At 66.6% G+C, this 16,289-nt stretch carries 17 protein-coding genes; 9 read left to right on the top strand and 8 right to left on the bottom strand.

Annotated elements, in window-relative coordinates; genetic code table 11:
* Positions 1 to 336 (top strand): RBBP9/YdeN family alpha/beta hydrolase (locus AC6LKD_RS30740; RefSeq protein WP_498118383.1); only part of this gene is annotated, 336 nt, incomplete at its 5' end.
* Between the two features lie 77 nt (positions 337 to 413).
* Here the strand turns inward: AC6LKD_RS30740 and AC6LKD_RS30745 are convergent.
* The 4 genes from AC6LKD_RS30745 to AC6LKD_RS30760 all read right to left on the bottom strand — a co-directional run bounded on the left by AC6LKD_RS30745 (position 414) and on the right by AC6LKD_RS30760 (position 4,612).
* Positions 414 to 914 carry a Dps family protein gene (locus AC6LKD_RS30745; protein ID WP_207465082.1) on the bottom strand — a complete coding sequence of 167 codons (501 nt, stop codon included), beginning with the start codon at positions 912 to 914 and terminating at the stop codon, positions 414 to 416.
* Positions 915 to 1,065: 151 nt separating this feature from the next.
* On the bottom strand, positions 1,066 to 2,016 hold the full coding sequence (locus tag AC6LKD_RS30750) for a LysR substrate-binding domain-containing protein (RefSeq protein WP_013393963.1): 951 nt from the start codon (positions 2,014 to 2,016) through the stop codon (positions 1,066 to 1,068).
* A gap of 79 nt (positions 2,017 to 2,095) precedes the next feature.
* A complete protein-coding gene (gene recG / locus AC6LKD_RS30755; RefSeq protein ID WP_013393964.1) occupies positions 2,096 to 4,186 on the bottom strand; it encodes an ATP-dependent DNA helicase RecG in 2,091 nt (696 codons plus the stop codon).
* Between the two features lie 39 nt (positions 4,187 to 4,225).
* Entirely contained in the window at positions 4,226 to 4,612 is a 387-nt protein-coding gene (locus AC6LKD_RS30760; RefSeq protein ID WP_013393965.1) for a Rid family detoxifying hydrolase, read from the bottom strand.
* A 203-nt stretch (positions 4,613 to 4,815) separates the two neighbouring features.
* Here AC6LKD_RS30760 and AC6LKD_RS30765 point away from each other — a divergent pair, with 203 nt between their 5' ends.
* A complete protein-coding gene (locus tag AC6LKD_RS30765; protein ID WP_013393966.1) occupies positions 4,816 to 4,983 on the top strand; it encodes a YhfG family protein in 168 nt (55 codons plus the stop codon).
* Positions 4,984 to 4,985: 2 nt separating this feature from the next.
* Positions 4,986 to 5,582, top strand: a complete 597-nt coding sequence (locus AC6LKD_RS30770) for a putative adenosine monophosphate-protein transferase Fic (RefSeq protein WP_013393967.1) — start codon at positions 4,986 to 4,988, stop codon at positions 5,580 to 5,582.
* On the opposite strand, the gene AC6LKD_RS30775 is transcribed toward AC6LKD_RS30770, so the two are convergent.
* On the bottom strand, positions 5,579 to 6,493 hold the full coding sequence (locus AC6LKD_RS30775) for a LysR family transcriptional regulator (protein WP_498118384.1): 915 nt from the start codon (positions 6,491 to 6,493) through the stop codon (positions 5,579 to 5,581). The two genes, AC6LKD_RS30770 and AC6LKD_RS30775, sit on opposite strands and share 4 nt — an antisense overlap.
* A 97-nt stretch (positions 6,494 to 6,590) precedes the next feature.
* Between AC6LKD_RS30775 and AC6LKD_RS30780 the strand changes: the two genes are divergently transcribed.
* The 3 genes from AC6LKD_RS30780 to AC6LKD_RS30790 are packed head-to-tail and all read left to right on the top strand — an operon-like array spanning position 6,591 to position 9,327.
* Positions 6,591 to 7,949: an acyclic terpene utilization AtuA family protein gene (locus AC6LKD_RS30780; RefSeq protein WP_498118385.1), complete on the top strand. Its 1,359-nt coding sequence runs from the start codon at positions 6,591 to 6,593 to the stop codon at positions 7,947 to 7,949.
* Positions 7,946 to 8,329, top strand: coding sequence for an AtuA-related protein (locus AC6LKD_RS30785; RefSeq protein ID WP_492275228.1), 384 nt, complete (start codon positions 7,946 to 7,948; stop codon positions 8,327 to 8,329). Before AC6LKD_RS30780 ends, AC6LKD_RS30785 begins: the two co-directional genes overlap by 4 nt.
* A gap of 35 nt (positions 8,330 to 8,364) precedes the next feature.
* Entirely contained in the window at positions 8,365 to 9,327 is a 963-nt protein-coding gene (locus tag AC6LKD_RS30790; RefSeq protein ID WP_013393971.1) for a Bug family tripartite tricarboxylate transporter substrate binding protein, read from the top strand.
* Between the two features lie 136 nt (positions 9,328 to 9,463).
* Here the strand turns inward: AC6LKD_RS30790 and AC6LKD_RS30795 are convergent, their stop codons facing one another.
* Positions 9,464 to 10,240 carry a ferredoxin--NADP reductase gene (locus AC6LKD_RS30795; protein WP_013393972.1) on the bottom strand — a complete coding sequence of 259 codons (777 nt, stop codon included), beginning with the start codon at positions 10,238 to 10,240 and terminating at the stop codon, positions 9,464 to 9,466.
* 336 nt (positions 10,241 to 10,576) lie between these two features.
* Between AC6LKD_RS30795 and AC6LKD_RS30800 the strand changes: the two genes are divergently transcribed.
* The 3 genes from AC6LKD_RS30800 (at position 10,577) to AC6LKD_RS30810 (ending at position 14,218) form a co-directional block, all read left to right on the top strand.
* Complete coding sequence (locus AC6LKD_RS30800; protein ID WP_492275229.1) at positions 10,577 to 11,620, top strand: Fe(3+) ABC transporter substrate-binding protein; 1,044 nt, start codon at positions 10,577 to 10,579, stop codon at positions 11,618 to 11,620.
* A 145-nt stretch (positions 11,621 to 11,765) separates the two neighbouring features.
* The gene (locus AC6LKD_RS30805) at positions 11,766 to 13,436 is read left to right on the top strand and encodes an ABC transporter permease (RefSeq protein ID WP_498118386.1); all 1,671 of its coding nucleotides are present in this window, start codon (positions 11,766 to 11,768) and stop codon (positions 13,434 to 13,436) included.
* 5 nt (positions 13,437 to 13,441) lie between these two features.
* Positions 13,442 to 14,218 carry an ABC transporter ATP-binding protein gene (locus AC6LKD_RS30810; protein ID WP_041655668.1) on the top strand — a complete coding sequence of 259 codons (777 nt, stop codon included), beginning with the start codon at positions 13,442 to 13,444 and terminating at the stop codon, positions 14,216 to 14,218.
* A gap of 15 nt (positions 14,219 to 14,233) precedes the next feature.
* Here the strand turns inward: AC6LKD_RS30810 and AC6LKD_RS30815 are convergent, their stop codons facing one another.
* Both AC6LKD_RS30815 and AC6LKD_RS30820 read right to left on the bottom strand, forming a co-directional pair.
* The gene (locus AC6LKD_RS30815; RefSeq protein WP_498118387.1) at positions 14,234 to 15,211 is read right to left on the bottom strand and encodes a Bug family tripartite tricarboxylate transporter substrate binding protein; all 978 of its coding nucleotides are present in this window, start codon (positions 15,209 to 15,211) and stop codon (positions 14,234 to 14,236) included.
* 88 nt (positions 15,212 to 15,299) lie between these two features.
* On the bottom strand, positions 15,300 to 16,205 hold the full coding sequence (locus AC6LKD_RS30820) for a pirin family protein (RefSeq protein WP_498118388.1): 906 nt from the start codon (positions 16,203 to 16,205) through the stop codon (positions 15,300 to 15,302).
* Positions 16,206 to 16,289 lie beyond the last annotated feature (84 nt).

Here is a 16,289-nt window from a genome sequence, read left to right on the forward strand (position 1 = left end):
GCGCCCGCCGACGTTGAACGGGAAAGCGCGCCCGCCTGCCTGCGGGCATTCGCGCCGGTCCCGCGCCTATCCCTGCCCTACCAGAGCGTGGTGGTCGCCGGCGACAACGATCCGTATTGCCAGCTGGAACGCGCGCGCGCCTTCGCGCGCGATTGGGGCAGCCGGCTGGTGATCGTGCCGGGCGCCGGCCACATCAATGCCGACAGCGGCCTGGACGACTGGCCGCAAGGCTTGAAGCTGCTGGGCGCGCTGCGCCGCCGGGCGGTGTGGCGGGTGTCGCCGCCGCCCGAACGCATCGCGCCGATTCCCGCCCGGCCGCTGTCGCACCAGGCCTGAACGCGGCCTGACGGCCGGACGAAAAAAAACCGGAACCGCGAGGTTCCGGCTTTTTCATGCGGCGGTGGCCGCCGCGGTCACTGCAGCAGGCTGCGCAGCATCCAGGCGTTCTTTTCGTGCACGTCCAGGCGCTGGGTCAGCAGGTCGGCCGTGGGCTGGTCGTTGGCGGCGTCGGCCTTTTCGAACGCGGCGCGCGCGGTCTTGGCGACGGACTCGTTGGCGGTCACCAGCAGGCGCACCATTTCCAGGGCCTCGGGCACCGAGTCCGGCTCGGCGATCGAGGACAGTTTGCCGAATTCGCGATAAGTGCCCGGCGCGTAATGGCCCAGCGCGCGAATACGTTCGGCGATGCTGTCCAGCGCATTCCACTCTTCCGTGTACTGGGTCATGAACATCAGGTGCAGCGTGTTGAACATGGGCCCCGTGACGTTCCAGTGGAAGTTGTGCGTCATCAGGTATAGCGTGTACGAGTCGGCCAGCAGCTTGGACAGTTCGCCGGCGACGGCGGCGCGGTCCTTGTCCGAGATACCGATGTTGATGCGCGGAACGCTGGAGGTCTTCTTGGGGGACTTGGCCATTGCTAGCTCCTAGGGATGAATGTGCGAAACAAGGATAACACTGCAAATACGGCGAAATGCCGCAATATCCGCTGCTACGGTCAATAAGTCCTGCGACCTTTTGACGCGGCGCAAGCCGCGCGCGCCGGGCTGCCGGACAACGGCCTGGAAATCAATCCTGCACCGCCGCGACCTCGTCGGTCAGCATCTTCACGCCAGGCAGATCGCAGGCGTAGACCGCCTGCGCCAGCGCCTCGATGGCAGCCAGACGCGGGAAGCTGCGGCGCCAGGCCAGCACCACGCGGCGCTCCGGCACATGGCCCTCAAACGGCAGATAGCGCAACAGGCTGTTGGAAGGCGGCTGCTCCGGCACCGCGGTCACGGGCAGGACGGTCACGCCTATGCCGGCGGCGACCATGTGGCGGATGGTCTCCAGCGAGGACCCTTCGAAGGTGCGCTGGATGCCGTCGCTGGCGGCCGAAAAACGCGACAGTTCGGGGCAGACTTCCAGCACTTGATCGCGGAAGCAATGGCCGCTGCCCAGCAGCAGCATGGTCTGCTGCTTCAGGTCCTGCGCGTCGATGGATTTGCGCCGCGCCAGCTCGTGGTCATTGGGCACCGCCACGATGAAAGGCTCATCGTAAAGGGGCTGCATGACCAGGCCGGCCTCGGGCAGCGGCAAGGCCATGATGGCGCAGTCGATTTCGCCCTGACGCAGCAGCTCGACCAGGCGCACCGTGAAGTTCTCTTGCAGCAGCAGCGGCATCTGCGGAGTGCGACCGATCTGCACCGGTACCAGCCGCGGCAGCAGGTACGGGCCTATGGTGTGGATGACGCCGACGCGCAAGGGGCCGGCCAAGGGGTCGTGCCCCTGGCGCGCAATTTCCTTGATGCTGGCGCTTTCTTCCAGCACCTTCTGCGCCTGCGCCACGATGCGCTGGCCAATCGGGGTGACGCCGACCTCGGCGCCGCCGCGCTCGAACAGCGTCACGCCCAACTCGTCCTCCAGCTTGCGTATCGCTACCGAGAGCGTGGGCTGGCTGACGAAACAGGCCTCGGCCGCCCGGCCGAAATGCCGTTCGCGCGCCACGGCGACGATGTACTTGAGTTCGGTGAGAGTCATGGTGGACTACGCCCCCGGGGTTATGCCCCAGCCTCGTGGCTGGCGCTTGCTAGATTAAGGTTGGCGGCTGGCTGCATGGTCAGGTGCGCAGGAAGTCCTCGCGCCCGCGCATCCAGCGCGCCAGATGCGCTTCGACCGCGGCCGGGTGTTCGGCGCGCAGCCAGACCGCGGCGTCGCGCGCGTCCTCGGCGATGGCCGCATCGGTTTCCAAATCGGCGAAGCGCAATAGCGCCATGCCCGACTGGCGCGTGCCCAGGAATTCGCCCGGGCCGCGCTGCTCCAGGTCGCGCCGGGCGATTTCAAAGCCGTCGGAGGTTTCGAACATGGCCCGCAGCCGTTCGCGCGCCACTTGCGACAGCGGCGTCTGATAGAGCAGCACGCATACCGATTCGGCGGTGCCGCGCCCTACCCGGCCGCGCAGCTGGTGCAGCTGGGCCAGGCCGAAGCGTTCGGCGTGTTCGATCACCATGAGCGAGGCGTTCGGCACGTCCACGCCGACCTCGATGACGGTGGTGGCGACCAGCAGGTCCACCTCGCCATCGCGGAACGCCTGCATCACGGCGGCCTTCTCGGCTTGCGGCAGCCGGCCGTGCACCAGGCCGATGCGCAGGTCCGGCAGGTCGACCCGCATGCCTTCGTAGGTATCCACGGCGGTCTGAAGCTCCAGGGCCTCGCTTTCCTCGACCAGCGGACAGACCCAGTAGGCCTGTTGCCCGCCGCGCGCGGCCTGCGCGATGTGGGCGATGACTTCCTCGCGCCGCGCGTCCGACACCAGCTTGGTCAGGACGGGACTGCGCCCGGGCGGCAGCTCGTCGATGACCGAAACGTCCAGGTCGGCGAAGAAGGTCATGGCCAGCGTGCGCGGAATGGGCGTCGCGCTCATGTTGAGCTGGTGCGGCACGTTGCGGCCGCGCACGGTTTCGCCCTTGCGCGTCAGCGCCAGGCGCTGCCCGACGCCGAAGCGGTGCTGTTCATCGACGATGGACAGGCCCAGCCGGTGGAATTCGACGTGGTCCTGGATCAGGGCCTGCGTGCCCACGATCAATTGCACGCTGCCGTCCGCCGCCGCTGCGGCCGCCTCGCGCCGCGCCTTGGCCGACAGGCTGCCGCTCAGCCACGCCACGTTCACGCCCAGCGGCTGCAACCAGGACACCAGCTTGCGGAAGTGCTGTTCCGCCAGGATTTCGGTGGGCGCCATCAGCGCGACCTGGGCGCCGCTGGCGATGGCCTGGGCGGCAGCGATGGCCGCCACCACGGTCTTGCCGCTGCCCACGTCGCCCTGCAGCAGTCGATGCATGGGATACGGCTTGGCCAGGTCGGCGGAGATTTCCTGGACCACGCGCTCCTGCGCGCCGGTCAGCTTGAATGGCAGCGCTTCATATAACTTGGCGACCAGGCCGCCGGCCTCGTTGCGCGCCGGCAGCGATTCGGCTTCCTTGACGCGGCGCGCGGCACGCGCGGCCGCCAGCGACAGCTGCTGCGCCAGGAGTTCGTCGAACTTGATGCGGCGCCAGGCGGGATGCACGCGGTCCAGCAAAGCCTGCTCGGACTCGCCCTGGGCCGGCGTGTGCAAGGCGCGGATGGCCGGCTCGAACGGCGGCAGGTCGTAGCGCGCGCGCGCCTCGTCGGGCAAGGTGTCGGACAGGTCGGCGCGGTCCAGCGCCTGCGCGATGGCGCGGCGCAAAGTCAGCTGGGGCAGGCCTTCGGTGCTGGGATAGACGGGCGTCAGCGCGGTGGGCAACGGCGCGTCGGCATTGGTCATGCGCGGGTGCACCATCTGGCGCCCGAACAGCCCGCCGCGGACCTCGCCGCGCGCGCGCAGGCGCTTGCCCACGCTGACTTGCTTCTGCTGGCTGGGATAGAAATTCAGCCAGCGCAATTGCAGTTCGCCGCTGTCGTCCGCCAGGGTGGCGGTCAGCTGGCGCCGGGGCCGGTAGGAGACCTCGGATTTCGTGATCTCGCCTTCCACCTGGCCGGCAAAACCAGGCCGCAGATCGCTGATCGGGACGATGCGGGTTTCGTCTTCGTAGCGCAGCGGCAGGTGCAGCACGAAGTCCTCGGGCAGCACCAAACCCAGGTTACGGAGCTTGCGCTCCGTATCCGTCATCGCTTTGCCGGCGCCTTTGTTATCGGCGCCGGACCGCTTGGAAGCCGCGGTTGCGGCCGGCATGGAGAAACGAACCTCTGGATTGAAAAGTCCGGGCAGGCTTTACAGGACCAGGATGGCTTCGACTTCGAACTGCGCGCCCTTGGGCAGGCTGGCCACGCCGATGGTGGAGCGCGCCGGGAACGGCTGCGGAATGATCTCGGCCATGATGGCGTTGGCGGCCGTGAACTTGCCCAAGTCGGTCAGGAACAGCGTCAGCTTGACCACGTTGTCCAGCGTGCCGCCGGCGGCCTTGATGACTTCCTGCATGTTGGCGAAAGCCTGACGCACCTGGGCGTCGAAGTTCTCGGAAACCAGATCGCCAGTGCCCGGCTCCAGGCCAATTTGGCCCGAGAGATAGACAGTCTTGGTGCCGCTTACGGCAACCGCTTGCGAGTAAGGGCCTACCGCGGCGGGCGCGGTGTCGGTATGGATGATTTGCTTGCTCATGGGCGGAATCCTTCGAAAGACGGATAGAAGCTACAACTATCGAAGTGTATCGAGCAATAGACTTTTGCGAAAGTGGCTGAACGCCTTAGGGTGGCTGCACGACGGAATATGATCGGCCCGACAAGGCTGAGCCAGCCTGGCGTGATTGCGGCTTCGGTATAATTGGTGAGCTATCCCACGGCTTTTCAAGCGAGGCGTTTGCCATGAAAAATACCAGCCTGCAAGCCAAGGTGGACTATTGGGCAAAGGTGCGCCGTTCCAACTATGCGGCCAGCATGCGCCTGGAAGGCTATCCGGCCACGCCCGCCGACGCGAAGCGCGAACTACCTTCACGCGAAACCGTGTTGCGCGCTCATCGCAAGCCCGCCTGACCTTGGACAAATACGGCACCGGACAGGATCCGTACTGCTACTCCGGCAGCTTCACGTTGCGTAACCGGCTGGACATCCGGGACGATGCGCGGCTCGCGCAGGCTGAGCAGGATCTTTCCGAGATCGCCGTCAGCCAGCTCGAATTTTCCCTGCCTCCCTACGACCTTGCTTACCTGAAGCAGCTCCATCGCGTGCTGTTTCAGGATCTCTACGACTGGGCGGGTGAGCTGCGCACCATCGATATTTCAAAGGGTGGCACGCGCTTCTGCAATACCGCCAGAATCGAGCCCGAGGCCAACAAAATCTTCGCGGCCCTGGCACAGGCCCACTGGCTCATCGATCTGCCGCGTGACGCCCTGATAGCCGCTGTCGCTGTCGCCTATGGCGACCTCAACATGATTCACCCCTTCCGAGAAGGAAACGGCCGCGCCCAGCGCCTCCTGTTCGAGCACCTTATCCTCAATGCGGGCTACGAGATCGGTTGGTGGTCAGTGACGCAAGTGGAATGGGTCGACGCCAACATCGCGGCCGTGATCTGCGACTATGCACCGCTGAAGGCGGTGTTCCAACGCTGCGTTGGCCAGCGGATAGACGGCTAGCGCGGCCCAGGCAAGCTGGGACTGTCGATATCCCCCCGATGCTCCCGCAGCAGGTCATACAAGGCCTGCGCCGCGACCGAAAGCGTGCGGCCCTTGCGCCGCACCAGGTAGAGCGGTCGGGTCAGGGCTTTGCCGGCCAGCGGCACGATGCGCAGGTCGGCGCCGCCGAAATGGAACAGCGTCATCGCCGGCACCACCGAGATGCCCAGGCCGGCGCGTACCAGTCCAGTGGCGGTCGCCAGGTGCTCCACCTCGAAGACCGGGGCCGGCGCATCGGCGCCGAGGGCGGCATCAAGATGTTTGCGCACGCTGCTGCCCCGCGCGAGCTGGATCATCGGATAGCGCAGGATGTCGCGCAGCCTGGCCTTGCCCGCGCCCGCCAGCGGATGGTCGGCGCGGCAGACCAGGAAGTAGCGGTCCGCATGCAGGAACTCGCTGTCCAGCTCGTTCATGTCCGGCCGCCGCGAAGCCACCGCGAAATCCACCTGCCCTGCCTGCACCAGGTCCAGGCAGGGATCCAGCAAGGCATCGCGCAAGTCCAGCATGATGCCGGGATAGGTCTCGCGAAAACGCGCCAGCAGCCCCGGCAGCCAACCTGCGGCCAGCGAAGGCAAGGCCGCCAGCGCTACCCGGCCGCGGCGCCTTGCCGCGTGGTCGCGCAGGTCTTCCATGACCAGATCCATATCGGCCAGCAGCCTGCGCGCGGTCGCGTCCAGCACCTGGCCTTCAACCGTCAGCTCCACATGACGCGTGTTGCGGTCGAACAGGCGCAAGCCGGCACTGTCCTCCAGCTGGCGGATCAGAGCGCTGAAGGCCGGCTGCGTCAGGTGGCAGCGCTGGGCCGCCCGGGTGAAGTGCTTTTCTTCGGCCAACGCCACAAAGGCGCGCAATTGCCGGGCAGACAGATTCATGGCTTTTCTCTATGAATTGATCCGATCTTTCTATTTTACTGATTAGCGGCGGATGCCTATAGTGGGCTCAGACACCTTGATCGAGCACCGCTTCCTTATGCCACTGCCCCCCCTCTACATAGGCTGCGCCTCCGGCTTTTCCGGCGACCGCAGCGACGGCGCCGCCGCCGTGGTGCGCACCCTGGTCGCCCGAGGCGGCGGCGTGCTGATCTACGAAACGCTGGCCGAACGCACGCTGGCGCTGGCCCAGCTGGCGCGCAACGCAGACCCGGAGCGCGGCTACGAGCCTTTGCTGGACGAACTGGTCGGACCCGTGCTGGGCGACTGCCTGCGCCACGGCATCAGCATCGTCGGCAACTTCGGCGCGGCCAACCCCGCCGCCGCGGCCCGACGCATTGCCGCGCTCGCCCGGCAGCAAGGCTTGCCGGCGCCACGCATCGCCGTGGTGCACGGCGATGCGCTCACCAGCGATGCGCAGCGGGAATTGCTGCGTCAACGCCTGGGCGGCGCGCTGGACGGTTTGGACGTGGTCAGCGCCACGGCCTACCTGGGCGCCGCCGAGATTGCGGAAGCGCTGGCAGCGGGCGCGCAGGTCGTGGTGGCGGGCCGCGTGTCGGACCCCTCCCTGACATTGGGACCGGCGCTGGCCCACTTCGGCTGGGCCATGGACGATTGGCCGCGCCTGGGCCGCGCCACCATGGCCGGCCATATGCTGGAATGCGGCTTGCAGGTCACCGGCGGCTACTTCTGCGTGCCGGGCCTCAAGGACGTGCCGGACGTGCATGCCGCAGGCTTTCCCATCGCCGAGATCCATGCCGACGGCCAGTTCGTGATCGGCAAGGCAGACGGCACCGGCGGCATGGTCGACGCGCGCACGGTCAAGGAACAACTGCTGTATGAAGTACACGACCCCGCTCGCTACCTAACGCCGGACGTCGTCGCCGACCTGAGCCGCGCCGAAGTGGCGGAGCTGGGCGGCGACCGGGTGGCGCTGCGCGGCATCACCGGCCATGCGCGTCCCGATGAACTCAAGGTCAATGTTTGCTACCACGGCGGCTGGCTGGCCGAGGCCGAGATTTCCTATGCCGGCGTGCAGGCCGAGGCGCGCGCCCGCCTGGCGGCCGACATCGTACGCAAGCGCCTGGACCCGGCCCTGCGCCTGCGCGCCGACCTGATCGGCGCCATCAGCATCCTGGGCGACGATGCCGGCGAAATGCTGTCCAGCCTGCCCGACGGCCATGGGCGCGACGTGCGCCTGCGCATCGCCGCCGAACACGGCGACCGCAAGCTGGCCGAGAGCGTGCTGCGCGAAGTGAACGCGCTCTATACCTGCGGCCCAGCCGGCGGCGGCGGCGTGCGCACCGCGCTGCGCCCCCGCCTGAACATGATGTCCTGCACCCTGCCGCGCGACGCCGTGCCCAGCGGCTGGACCTTCCTGGAGGAAGCCTCGCAATGAATCCGCCGCTGATCACGGTCCCCTTGTACCGCCTGGCGCATAGCCGCTCCGGCGACAAGGGCGACATCTCCAACCTGAGCCTGATCGCCTGGGACCCGGAATGCTATGAGACGCTGGCCGCGCAGGTCACCGAAGCCCGCGTCGCGGCCTGGTTCGCCTACCGCCATCCCCGGCGCGTCACGCGCTACACGCTGCCCACACTGCATGCCATGAACTTCGTGCTGGAAGGTGTACTGGACGGCGGCGTCAACGATGCCCTCAACCTGGACACGCACGGCAAGAGCCTGTCCTTCAGATTGCTGGACATGACGGTCGAGGTCAGCCCGGCGCTGGCCGGCCGGCTGCCCGACATACCCGGCGACCGCCCCGCGGCCGCCTGATTTCAATTCCTATAAAAATCCCACAGGAGACACATATGCGCATCGCTACCAAAGGCCGGCTGGCCTTGCTGCTGGCCGCCGCCCTGCCCTTGAGCGCCATGGCCCAGTTCCCCGCCAAGCCCATCACCTTCATTGTGCCGTTCGCGGCGGGCAGTGCCACCGACCAGATCGGCCGCGCCATCGGCCAGGGCGTCACCGAACAGACCGGCCAGGCCGTCGTGATCGAGAACAAGCCCGGCGCCAGCGCGATGATAGGCGCCGCCGCCGGCGCCCGCGCGGCGCCCGACGGCTACACGGTGCTGATCACCACCAACACCACGCACGCCGCCAACGAACACCTCTACAAGACGCTGACCTACGACCCGGTCAAGGACTACGCGCCGCTGACCTTGTTGGGCAAAGGCGGCCAGATCATGGTGGTCAATCCCAGTTCGCAGGCCAAGACCGTCGGCGACTTCCTGGCCCAGGCCAAGCAGTCGCCCGGCAAGCTGAGCTTCGGCAGCGGCAGTTCCAGCAGCCGTATCGCCGGCGAACTGCTGCAGCAGATGGCGGGCGTGCAACTGCTGCACGTGCCGTACAAGAGCAACCCGCTGGCAGTCACCGACCTGTTGGGCGGCCAGATCGACATGATGATCACCGACACCGCCACCGGCCTGCCCCAGGTCAAGTCGGGCAAGCTGCGCGCGCTCGGCGTCACCGGCCAGGCGCGTTCGCCGCTGGCGCCGGACGTCCCCACCATCGCCGAAGCCGGCGTGCCGGGCTATGAAATGGGTTACTGGTTCGCCGCCTACGCGCCGGCCGGCACGCCGCCGGATGTCGTCAAGCGCTTGAACGAGCTGCTGGTCAAGGCCACCGCAAGCGCGCCGGCCAAGCAGTTCTATGCGCAAACGGGTACGGACGTGGCCAGCTCCACCCCGGACGAACTCGCGAAGTTCCAGCAGGCCGAGTCGAAGAAATGGGGCGAAATCATCAAGAAGGCCGGCATCCAGCCCGAATAGGCCGGAAGCTCCGAGGTGATGATGTGTGCCGGCGCGCCGCAGCCAGAAACGTCGCCACGGTGTTGCGCAGCGCCAGAAAACACAAAACCCATCGCATCGCTGCGATGGGTTTTGTATTTGGAGCCAGCGCCCGGAGTTATTTGTCCACGAATGCGCGCTCGACCACGTAGTCGCCCGGCTGTCCCACGCCCGGCGAAACGGTGAAGCCGCGCTTGTCCAGCATGGCGCTGATGTCGGCCAGCATATGGGGGCTGCCGCAGATCATGGCGCGGTCGGTTTCCGGGTTGATCTGCGGAATGCCGATGTCCTCGCACAGCTTGCCGTTTTCCATCAGTTCCGTGATTCGGCCCTGGTTGCGGAACGGCTCGCGCGTGACCGTCGGGTAGTACACGAGCTTGTCGCGCACCACGTCGCCGAAGAATTCGTTGTTCGGCAATTCTTTTTCGATGAAGTCGGCATAGGCCAGCTCGCTGACCCAGCGCACGCCATGCACCAGGATGACCTTGTCGAAGCGTTCGTAGATGTCCGGGTCCTTGATGATGCTCATGAAAGGCGCCAGGCCGGTGCCCGTGCCGAACAGGAACAGGTGCTTGCCCGGCTTCAGGTCGTCGACGACCAGCGTGCCCACGGGCTTGCGGCTGACCAGGATGGTGTCGCCTTCCTTCAGATGCTGCAGGCGCGACGTGAGCGGGCCGTTCTGCACCTTGATGCTGAGGAACTCGAGGTTCTCTTCATAGTTGGCGCTGGCGATGCTGTAGGCCCGCAGCAGGGGCTTGCCTTCAACTTCCAGTCCGATCATCACGAAGTGGCCATTGTGGAACCGCAAGGCCGAGTCACGCGTCGTGGTAAAGGAAAACAGGGTGTCGTTCCAGTGGTGCACGCTTAGTACGCGCTCAGTGTTGAAAGCAGCCATGTCGTATCAAATTAGGGCGACCGCCCCGGGCTATGCGCCCGGCTTGTGCCGCTGGGTCATTCCGTGCCGCAGAAAAGACGCGGCCGGCATTAGGGTTGACCCTATTCTACAGGGTCTCGATGATAACTGCTCTCATTATTCCGTAATACGCTTATGCCGTATTGATGGGGATCAAGGCTGCAGCCTGCCCGACTTACGAATAGTTGAACGCCGCTTTGCTTCCTGTTATCGTCGCGTTCTCATTTGATAATCATTTTCGTTAGCAGACTGTTTTTGAGCAGTGGGAAGCCTGGACGCCCAGGAAACCCGTTGCAGCCCTAGCCGGAGCACCTCCTCATGAACAAGCGTCCCCAATTGAATTCGCTGCTGCGCGCCCTGGCGCTGGCCGGCGCCGCCGCCTTCACCGTGTCGGCCAACGCCGCCGAGGAAGTCAGCCTCTACACCACCCGGGAACCCAAGCTGATCCAGCCGCTGCTGGACGCTTTCACCAAGGAAAGCGGCATCAAGGTCAACACGGTCTTCGTCAAGGACGGCCTGCTGGAACGCGTCAAGGCCGAAGGCGCCAAGTCGCCCGCCGACGTGCTGATGACCGTGGACATCGGCAATTTGCTGGACCTGGTCGACGGCGGCGTAACCCAGTCGATCAAATCGCAAACGCTGGAATCCGTCATCCCCGCCAACCTGCGCGGCGCCGATGGCAAGTGGTACGCCCTGTCGCTGCGCGACCGCGTGCTGTACGTGGAAAAGGACCTGAAGCTGGAAGCCTTCCGCTACGAAGATCTGGCCGATCCCAAGTGGAAGGGCAAGGTCTGCATCCGCTCGGGCCAGCATCCCTACAACACCGCGCTGGTCGCCTCCATGATCGCGCATGACGGCGCCGAAGCCACCGAAAAATGGCTGCGCGGCGTCAAGGCCAACCTGGCCCGCAAGGCCGCCGGCGGCGACCGCGACGTGGCCCGCGACATCCTGGGCGGCATCTGCGACATCGGCCTGGCCAATGCCTACTACGTCGGCCACATGAAGAATGCCGAAGCCGGCACCGACGCGCGCAAGTGGGGCGACGCCATCAAGGTCATCCGCCCGACCTTCGCCAACGCCAAGAGCGGCGGCACGCACGTGAACGTCAGCGGCGCGGCCGTTGCCGCCCACGCGCCCAACAAGGCCAACGCGGTCAAGCTGCTGGACTTCCTGGTGTCCGAGCCGGCCCAGGCTCTGTACGCCCAAGCCAACTACGAGTACCCCGTCCGCAAGGGCGTGAAGCTGGACCCCGTGATCGCCAGCTTTGGCGAACTGAAGGTGGATCCGCTGCCGCTGACTGAAATCGCCAAGCATCGCAAGCAAGCCAGCGAACTGGTGGACAAGGTCGGTTTCGACAACTGATAAGCCCGTGGAACGCCCCGCTTTGCGGCGCGGCGCAGCCATGTGGCAGTGACACCCGCGCGGGCCGCGCCCAGGCCAGCGCGTAGGGCCTGCTCCCTTTTTTGGAGGGAGCAGGCCTTGCCATTGATGCAATCGACTTTGAAGCATGCACACTGATTCTTTGCCCCGGCCGCTGCGTCTGCGCTGGACTGAACGCGGGGCCGGCTGGCTGGCCGGCGCCGCCCTGATCGCGCTGGCCGTATTGGCGCCCGTCCTGACGCTGGGCTGGTGGGCGCTGGGCGGCGAACTCTCGCACTGGCAGCATCTGGCCAACTATGTGCTGCCGCAGGCGCTGGCCAATACCGCCGTGCTGCTGGCCGGCGTGGGCGTGCTGGTCACTCTGCTGGGCACGGGCGCGGCCTGGCTGGTCACCGCGTACGACTTCCCTACCCGCCGCGTGCTGACCTGGGCGCTCTTGCTGCCGCTGGCGGTGCCGACCTACATCATCGCCTTCGCCTATCTGGACCTGCTGCACCCGATAGGGCCGATACAGAGCGGCATCCGGGCGGTGCTGGGCTACGACAGCCCGCGCCAGTTCCGCCTGCCGGACCTGCGTTCGATCTACGGCGCGATCTTCGTGCTGGGTTTCGTGCTGTATCCCTATGTGTACCTGAGCACCCGCGTCATGTTCATGACGCAGGCCGCGAGCCTGCTGGAAGCGGCCCGCACGCTGGGCGCCGGCCGTGTCGCCGTGTTCTTCCGCGTGGCCCTGCCCCTGGCCCGGCCCGCCATCGTGGTGGGCGTGAGCCTCGCGCTGCTGGAAACGCTGAACGATATCGGCGCCTCCGAATTCCTGGGCGTGCAGACGCTGACCGTGTCGGTCTACACCACCTGGGTCACGCGTTCCGACCTGGCGGGCGCGGCCCAGATCGCGCTGACCATGCTGGCGATCGTGATCGGACTGATCCTGCTGGAACGCCATGGCCGCAAGCGCCAACGCTACGCCAACACGCAGCGCATGCGGCCCATGCAGCCGCGCCGCCTGCGTGGCGCAGCCGGCGCCATCGCCGCGGTGCTGGGCTGGATTCCGGTGCTGACCGGCTTCGTCGCGCCCGCGCTGTACCTGATCGTTGAAACCTACAAGCGCATGCATCTGGTGGGCGGCGTGTCGCAGCAACTGCTCAACGGTTTGAGCAATACGCTGATCGTGGCCTTCAGTGCCACCGTGGTCACCTTGCTGTGCGGGCTGATCGTCGCCTGGGCCGGGCGCACCCTGCGCGAAAGCTCGGGCTTCAACCCCGGCCGCGCCTGCGCGCGCATTGCCAGCCTGGGCTATGCGGTGCCCGGCACGGTGCTGGCCATCGGCCTGCTCACGCCCTTCGTCTGGATCGATACCGCGGTCGCCAAGGTGTTCGGCGGCACCGGCCTGTTCCTGATGGGGTCCATGGGCGCGCTGGTCTGCGCCTACGCGATCCGCTTCCTGGCGATTTCGACCGGGGCGCTGGAAGCCGGCCTGGCCCGCATCCCGCCGTCGCTGGAACAGGCTTCGCGCCTGCTGGGCGAAAGTTCGGCCGGCACGCTGCGCCGCGTCCATCTGCCGCTCTTGCGCCCGGCGCTGGCGGCCAGCGCCCTGCTGGTGTTCGTGGACGCCATGAAGGAACTACCCGCGACGCTGCTGCTGCGGCCCATGAATTTCGACACGCTGGCCACCTGGCTATACGCGGAAGCTGCCCGCGGCACCTATGAAGAAGGCGCCGTCGCGGCCCTGGCCATCGTGCTGGCCGGCCTGTTCCCCGTCATCCTGCTGGCGCGCACCAATCTGAAAATGGGACATTGATCATCGTGCCCGATCTCTTAGAACTCGATCACCTTTCTCTCGCCTACGACACCCCGGCGGGCCTCAAGCCCGTGGTGCAGGACCTGACGCTGGGCCTGCCCGTCGGACATATCGGCTGCCTGCTGGGCGAATCCGGCTGCGGCAAGACCACCGTGCTGCGCGCCATTGCCGGCTTTGAGCCGGTGCGGGCCGGACGCATCCTGCTGGACGGTACGGTCATTTCCTCGCCCACCGTGCAGGTGGCGCCCGAGCATCGCCGCGTGGGCATGATGTTCCAGGACTATGCGCTGTTTCCGCACTTGTCGGTAGCGCTGAACGTGGCCTTCGGCCTGCGCAAGCTGGCGCGCCCGGAACGCGCGCGCCGCGTCGAAGAGATGCTGGAATTGGTGGGTCTGGCGCATGCCGCCAACAGCTATCCCCACGAGATTTCCGGCGGCCAGCAACAGCGCGTGGCGCTGGCGCGCGCGCTAGCGCCCTCGCCCGACCTGCTGCTGCTGGACGAGCCGTTCTCGAACCTGGACGTGGACACGCGCGAACGCCTGGCCTTCGAAGTGCGCGACATCCTCAAGACCACCGGCCACACGGCCATCCTGGTGACGCACAACCAGGCCGAAGCCTTCGCCATCGCGGACCGCATCGGCGTCATGTCCCAGGGCAGCATCGCGCAGTGGGATACGCCCTACAACCTGCACCACCATCCCGCCAGCGACTTCGTGCGCGATTTCATCCGCCGCGAAGCGCTGGAAGAGCGGCGCGAGCAGGCCTACGCCCGCGGCCGCTGAGTCTGCGCCGGCCGCTCAGTCGGCCGACAGCTTCACCTTCTGCGACAAGGCCTTGAAGGCCTCGTGCTGGCTCTGGGTCAGGCGTTCCACTTCCTGCGGCGTGGACCCGTAGGGCATGAAGCCGGCCTGTTCCAGCTTGGTCTTCACTTCCGGCAAGGCCAGCGCCCATTGGAAGGCTTCGCTCAGGGTCCGGGTCACTTCCGGCGACATCTTCGCCGGGCCATAGACCGCGAACCAGGGATCGACCACGGCGGCTTCATAGCCCAGCTCGGCCAGCGTCGGCACATCCGGCAAGGCCGGCGCGCGCTTGCTGCCGGTCACCGCCAACGCATGCACCTTGCCCGCCTTGATATGCGGCAGCGACGCCGGCAGATTGTCGAACATCACCGGCAGATGGCCGCCCAGCAAGTCGTTCAGGCCCTGCGCACTGCCCTTGTACGGGATGTGCTGCATGCCGGCGCCGGTCAGCTGGTCGAACGTGACGCCCGCCAGGTGCATGGAGGTGCCGGTGCCGGGCGTGCCGAACGACGTGCCCGGATGCTGCTTGGCGTAGGCCACCAGATCCTTGACGCTATCCACCTTCAAGGCCGGACCGACTTCCAGCACCACGGTGGACGCGCCCAGCATGCTGACGCCCGTGAAATCCTTGGTGGGATCGAATGGCATGGACGGGTAGACGAAGGGATTCAGGGCGTTCGTGGAAATCGCGCCGAAGCCGATGGTGTAGCCGTCGGGCGCAGCCTTGGCCACCGCGTCCATGCCGATATTGCCGCCCGCGCCGGGGCGGTTCTCGACGATAACGGGCTGGCCCAGCTTTTCGGCCACTTTCTGGCCGGCGGTGCGCGCCACCAGGTCGGTGGTGCCGCCTGCCGTGTAGGGCACGATGAAGGTGATGGGCTTGGCCGGATAGCCGGCGGCAAGCGCGGCCGATGCGCCCTGGATCAGCGCCAGCGCGGCCAGGCCGCGCAGCGCGTTGAATGTATAGCGATGCATGATGTCTCCATCCCGGTTTGTTGTTGGGTCGGGACGCGCATCATACCGCCGGCCGCGCCGCGCTTGCGCGGCCGGTGTGCGTGCAACTTCAGGCGCGCGGCTCGGGCAGCGGGATGTACTCGGTCTCGTCGCCCGGCACGATCTGGTCGAAGCGGTTGCGCTGCCAGTCCTGCTTGGCCTGCTCGATGCGGTCCTTGTTGCTGGAAACGAAGTTCCACCACACGAAGCGCGGGCCGTCCAGGGGTTCGCCGCCGATCACGGCAAAGCGCGCCGCGGTCTTGGCGCGGATCTGCACGGGCCGGCCGGGTGCGAACACGACCAGGCGGCCGCTTTCGAACTCCTGGCCGTCGATCTCGACCGTGCCTTGCGCCAGATAGGCGGCGCGCTCTTCGTGCTCGGCCGGAAGCACTATGGTCGCGCCGGCCTGCAATTGCAGATCGCCGTAAAACAGCGGCGACAGCGTCTTCACCGAGGACGTTTTGCCGAACAGCGAACCCGCCACCACCTGGGCGCGCACGCCTTCGCCTTCGACGACCGGCTGCGCATCCAGCCCGTAGTGGGTGAAGCCCGGATCGGTCTCTTCATGCTCCTTGGGCAACCCCACCCAGATCTGCAGGCCACAGAGGCGCTGCGCGCCCTGGCGGCTTTCGGGCGAGGAACGTTCCGAGTGCACGATGCCGCGGCCGGCCGTCATCCAGTTGACCTCGCCGGGCAGGATGGTCTGAGTGTTGCCAGCGCCGTCGCGGTGCACCATGGACCCTTCGTACAGGTAGGTCACGGTGGACAGGCCGATATGGGGATGCGGGCGCACGTCTATGCCGGTACCGGGCGCAAACTCGACCGGCCCCATGTGATCCAGGAAGACGAACGGCCCGACGGTGCGGCGCTGCGCGGACGGGATGGCGCGGCGCACGGAAAAGCCGCCCAGGTCGCTGGTGCGCGGCACCACGACGGATTCAATCTGGCTTTCGCCGGCTTCGGACAAGGTGGACATGATCAGACTCTCCGGGTTGTAGGGCCAATGGCCATCTTAAGGCCTGCCGCTTGCATGGAAAAACAGCGGCGGGCGGGCTTCATC

Source organism: Achromobacter sp. D7-1, assembly GCF_059760445.1.